The sequence below is a fragment of the Planomonospora algeriensis genome (genome assembly GCF_977012225.1).
This window is the reverse complement of record NZ_CDRNDK010000466.1, coordinates 1-4,737: the sequence shown is the minus strand read 5'-3', so window position 1 is coordinate 4,737 and position 4,737 is coordinate 1. Positions and strand designations below refer to the sequence as shown.

Sequence of the window (4,737 nt, the reverse complement as noted above, 5' to 3'; positions counted from 1 at the left end):
ACCGCCCCGGGAGCCGCGGGAGCCGGGGCCGCCGGGACGGCCCCGGGCGCGGCCGTCCAGAAGTACTGCACCGCCTGCGGGATGCGGCTGGGCCACGCCCACCGGTTCTGCGGCTTCTGCGGCCATCCGGCCGAGGCGTGACGGCGCCGGTGAACGAGAGAGCGCTCATCGGCCAGGAAGTGGCCGGCTACTACGTCGAGGACGTCATCGGCAAGGGCGGCATGGCCGTGGTCTACCTCGCGGTGGACTCGCGGCTCAACCGCCGGGTCGCGCTGAAGGTCCTCAACCCGCTGCTCGGCGAGGACGACCGGTTCCGCCAGCGCTTCATCCTGGAGTCGCGGACGGTCGCCAGCATCGACCACCCCAACATCATCCCGATCTACGAGGCGGACGCCGCGGCCGACGGCACCCTCTACATCGCGATGCGCTACGTCGACGGCCCCGACCTGCGCCGCCTGTTCTACGACCGGGGACCGCTCCCGGTCAGCCAGGTCAGCCGGATCTTCACGCAGGTCGCCGCCGCGCTGGACACCTCGCACGCGCACGACCTGATCCACCGCGACGTCAAGCCAGCCAACATCCTGATCGCCGGGCACACCGAGGGCGAGCACGTCTACCTCACCGACTTCGGCATCACCAAGCACCGCACCTCCATCTCCGGGCTGACCCAGACCGACCAGTTCATCGGCACCCCCCGCTACATGTCGCCCGAGCAGATCAACAAGGAGACCATCGACGGGCGCTGCGACCAGTACGGCCTGGCCTGCGTGGTCTACGAGGCGCTGGCCGGGCGGCTGCCGTTCCAGCGCGACAACGAGATCGCGCTGCTCTGGGCGCACCTGGCCGAACCGCCGACCCCGCTCAGCACGCTCCGGCCCGAGCTGCCGCCGGAGGTCGACGGGGTGATGGCGCGGGCGCTGGCCAAGGCGCCGGAGCAGCGCTACGACAGCTGCGCCGAATTCGTCACCGCGCTGCGCGACGCGATCAGCGGCCAGTCCTACCAGCTGCAGCAGACCCGGCCGGCCGCCCAGCGGCAGGGGGGACCGCGCGCCCGTCCCGGCGGGCGGCGCATCCTCCTCGGGGCGGGGGCGGCGATCGCCGCGATCATCGCGCTGGTCACGGTGCTCGCCATGGTGCTGCGGGGCGAGGACGCGTGGGCCGCCTACCGAGGCTCGACGGCGGTGCCGGTCGCGTTCGAGCACCCGGCCGGCTGGACGACGATCCAGCACGCGGACGTGTTCACGGTCTCCGCCCCCCGGGCCGAGGAGTTCCGGACCCTGTTCAGCACGCCGGTCACCGCCGACTGGGCGGCCGTCAACGAGATCATCGAGGCCGAGCCGGAGGAGGCCGTCGGCGTCTACGCGCAGACGCTGGACACGCTCGACCCACGCGGCGGCGCCCAGCAGCTCCAGGAGACGCTGCAGTCCTCGCTGCCCGGCACGGTGAGCGTCTTCTCCGAGGTGGTGCAGGTCCGGGTCGGCGGGCGGCCCGCCGTACGGCTGGAGGGGTCGATCGCCGACCCGCAGCAGGGCGGCCGGCTCGACTTCGTCGGATACGCCGTGGAGCGGCCGGACGAACCCGCCCTGATGATCTACTTCTGCGCGGCGGGCCGCTGCGACGACACACTGGCGGGCCGGCTCGTGCGGAGCGTGACCTTCCCGGAGTCGTGAGGGCGGCCGGCGCCGGCGGTTCGGAGACGCCGGCGGCTCGGAGGACGGGCCTCAGCCGACCGCCGCGCCCGGCCGCACCACCCCGGACTCGTAGGCGAACACCACCGCCTGGGCGCGGTCGCGCAGGTGCAGCTTCATGAGCACCCGCGCCACATGCGTCTTGACCGTGGCCTCGCCGACGAAGAGCTCCTTGGCGATCTCGGCGTTGGTCAGGCCGCGGGCCAGGAACCGCAGCACCTCCAGCTCCCGCGGCGTCAGCTCGCCGAGCCGGGGCGGGGGCGCGGGCTCGTGGCGGCCGGCGAAGGAGGCGATGACCCGCGTGGTCACCGCCGGGTCCAGCAGCGCGTCGCCGCCGACCACGACGCGGACCGCCTCCACGAGCTGCTCGGGCGGGGAGACCTTGAGCAGGAAGCCGCTGGTCCCCGCCCGCAGCGCGGCGTAGAGGTTCTCGTCGGTGTCGAAGGTGGTGAGCATGACGACCCGGGGCGGGTCCGGCTGGTCGAGCAGCTGCCGGGCAGCGGTGAGGCCGTCCATGCGGGGCATGGAGATGTCCATCAGGACGATGTCCGGCCGGGTGCGGCGGGCCACCGCGACGGCCTCCAGACCGTCGGCGGCCTCCCCGACGACCTCCATGCCAGGCTCGCTCTCCACCACGAGCTTCAGGCCCGCGCGGACCATCGCCTGGTCGTCGGCGATCACGATGCGGATGACGTCACTCATACCAGTACCTCCAGGGAGAGCGGGAGCCGTGCGCGGACCCGGAACCCGCCCTCGGCGCGCGGGCCGGCCTCGAACGTGCCGCCGAACAGGGCGGCGCGCTCGCGCATGCCGATGAGGCCGTTGCCGGTCGACAACTCCGGAGCCGAGCCCGCGCCGCCGGTGTCGAGGACCTCCACCTCCACCGAGTCGTCCAGGTAGGCGACGCGGACGGAGATCTCGGACTCGCCCGCGTGCTTGACGGCGTTGGTGAGCGCCTCCTGCGCGATGCGGTAGGCGGACAGGTCCAGCCCCGGCGCGAGCCGTACGGGCTCACCGGTGACGGAGAGCGTGATGCGCAGGCCCGAGGAGGCGAGCGAGTCGACGGTGGTGGCCAGCAGGTCCAGTCCCGGCTGCGGGATGGCCTCGTCCAGCGGCATGCGCAGCGCGCCGAGCATGACGCGCAGCTCCTCGACCGCTTCGCGGCCCGAGCGCTCGATGCCGAGCAGCGCGTCGGTGTCGCCTCCGCCCCTCCGGCGCAGCACCCCGGCCTGCATGACCATCATGCTCACGCTGTGCGCGACGACGTCGTGCAGCTCGCGGGCGATGCGGGTGCGCTCCTCGGCGACGGCCTCGGCGGCCCGGCGCTCCCTGTCGCGTTTCAGCCGTACGGCGTGCTCGGCCAGGCGGCGGGCCCGGGTGGCGTAGGCGTTGACCGCCAGGCCGGTGAGGTAGGCGGAGCCGAAGACGACGGTCAGGAAGATGACCTCCTCCGCCGGGAGCCACCGGTGGTCCACCGCGCCGGAGTCGAAGACGAGGACGCCGGTCACGGCCCAGGCCAGGCCGGGCTTGAACGGCAGCTCCGCGCCGACGGTGTGGAAGACGAGCAGCAGGGAGAACAGCTGCCAGACCTGGCAGTGCTCGTAACCCTGCCGGTGCCAGGCGTACTGGATGAGGATCATCAGGATGAAGACCGCGACCGGGGCCTTGCGGCGGAACCAGACGAGCACGCCGGTGACGAGCGCCTGGCCGATCCACCACAGTTCGGGGGTCTCGGCCGCGCCGTACTCGGTCGCGACGGTGAACGCCTCGAGCGTGCCGAGGGCGATGATCGCGGCGCCGATCAGCAGATCGACTCTCGACACCGTGCGGAGGTGGCGAGAGAGGGGGAGGGGAAGCGCCATGCGGGGAGACTAAACCCTCGCGTCGCTATTGCATATAGGACAAAACACCCACCCAAGTGGCTTGCAAGTAGGCCACAAGTGCCCCCGGGGGGGACGGCATCCCCGGTTCCGTCGGGGTTCCGGCTCCCTCGGAGGGCTTACCGGTGTCCCGGCTCCACCGGTGTCCCGGCTCCACCGGTGTCCCGGCTCCACCGGTGTCCCGGTGGAGCCGGCGGGGCTCAGGCCCCGACGCCCGCGGCCGGTGCGGGCGCGGCGGCGGTGGAGGCAGCGGGATAGTAGGAGATCCACTCCTCGCGGCTCATCCGGAGCATCCGGACGCCGAGGGCGCCCAGCGCGGCCACCGGGATGGCCCACAGGACGACGGTCGCCGGGCCGTACCCGACGAACATCGAACCGCCGTAGCCGACCGCGAGGACGAGCGGGACCCACCAGTGGGCGAAACCGGACCGCCAGACGCCGACGGCCAGGATCGGCATGCCGAAGATGGCGAAGAAGATCCACGGCATCTGGAAGCCGAAGACGACACCGGGCAGGTTCACCATCTCGTCCATGATGCGGGTGGCCTCCTCGGGGCTGTGGTGCCGGCCGAGCCACCACTCCACCGGGTCGGCCATCAGCAGGCCCGACAGGTTGATGTAGCCGAGGATGACGAGCGGGCCGGCGATGTGCCCGAACACTGTCGCGCGGCGGCGCATCACGTGCAGCAGGCCGAGGGCGGCCAGCGCCATCAGCAGGTACGCCCAGTGGTAGAGCACCGACTGGACCTGGGCGAGGACGGGGTTGTCGCCGAAGCTGACCGCCTCGCGCTCGTCGCCCCAGGTCCCGGGGTCGAGGATGACGGCGATCGCCTGGAGGAGCGGGGCGACGATCAGCAGCACGCCGGAGGCGACGCGCCTGAAGTCTGCGGAGTCCTTGAACACGGGGTTTCCTTGCCTGTGCGGAGTCACGGTGCGCAGGCGCCGGATGGACGCGGGTGAGGATCCCGCTGCTTCCGGTACGGATCCCGTGGGGAGCCGCCTGCGTGGAACTGTCGCCAGGAAGGTATTCCGCCGCCCGCCGCAGGGTCGTCCGCCGCGGGGCTGATCCGGCGTCCTCCTGGCGGGGTAAGGGCCGTCCGCCGGGGTCCCCGCCGGGAGCCATGGCCCGAGCCCGCAGCCCGAGCCCGCAGCCCGCGGCCGGCGACTCGG

4 protein-coding genes are annotated in these 4,737 nt (G+C 72.6%); 1 reads left to right on the top strand and 3 read right to left on the bottom strand.

Features of this window, described 5'->3' with window-relative positions:
- Positions 1–149 precede the first annotated feature (149 nt).
- Positions 150–1,670: a serine/threonine-protein kinase gene (locus tag ACWJ6R_RS30375; protein WP_449065514.1), complete on the top strand. Its 1,521-nt coding sequence runs from the start codon at positions 150–152 to the stop codon at positions 1,668–1,670.
- A gap of 51 nt (positions 1,671–1,721) precedes the next feature.
- Here ACWJ6R_RS30375 and ACWJ6R_RS30370 read toward each other — a convergent pair whose 3' ends face one another.
- The 3 genes from ACWJ6R_RS30370 to ACWJ6R_RS30360 form a co-directional block, all read right to left on the bottom strand.
- Positions 1,722–2,390 carry a response regulator gene (locus ACWJ6R_RS30370; protein ID WP_068894356.1) on the bottom strand — a complete coding sequence of 223 codons (669 nt, stop codon included), beginning with the start codon at positions 2,388–2,390 and terminating at the stop codon, positions 1,722–1,724.
- Positions 2,387–3,511, bottom strand: a complete 1,125-nt coding sequence (locus tag ACWJ6R_RS30365) for a sensor histidine kinase (protein ID WP_449065513.1) — start codon at positions 3,509–3,511, stop codon at positions 2,387–2,389. Before ACWJ6R_RS30365 ends, ACWJ6R_RS30370 begins: the two co-directional genes overlap by 4 nt.
- A 257-nt stretch (positions 3,512–3,768) precedes the next feature.
- A complete protein-coding gene (locus tag ACWJ6R_RS30360; RefSeq protein WP_449065512.1) occupies positions 3,769–4,470 on the bottom strand; it encodes a hypothetical protein in 702 nt (233 codons plus the stop codon).
- Between the last annotated feature and the right edge of the window lie 267 nt (positions 4,471–4,737).

What these genes read in the sequence shown, in the direction of transcription:
- ACWJ6R_RS30370 (WP_068894356.1), bottom strand. Translation starts at nt 2,390, where the DNA reads ATGAGTGACGTCATCCGCATCGTGATCGCCGACGACCAGGCGATGGTC.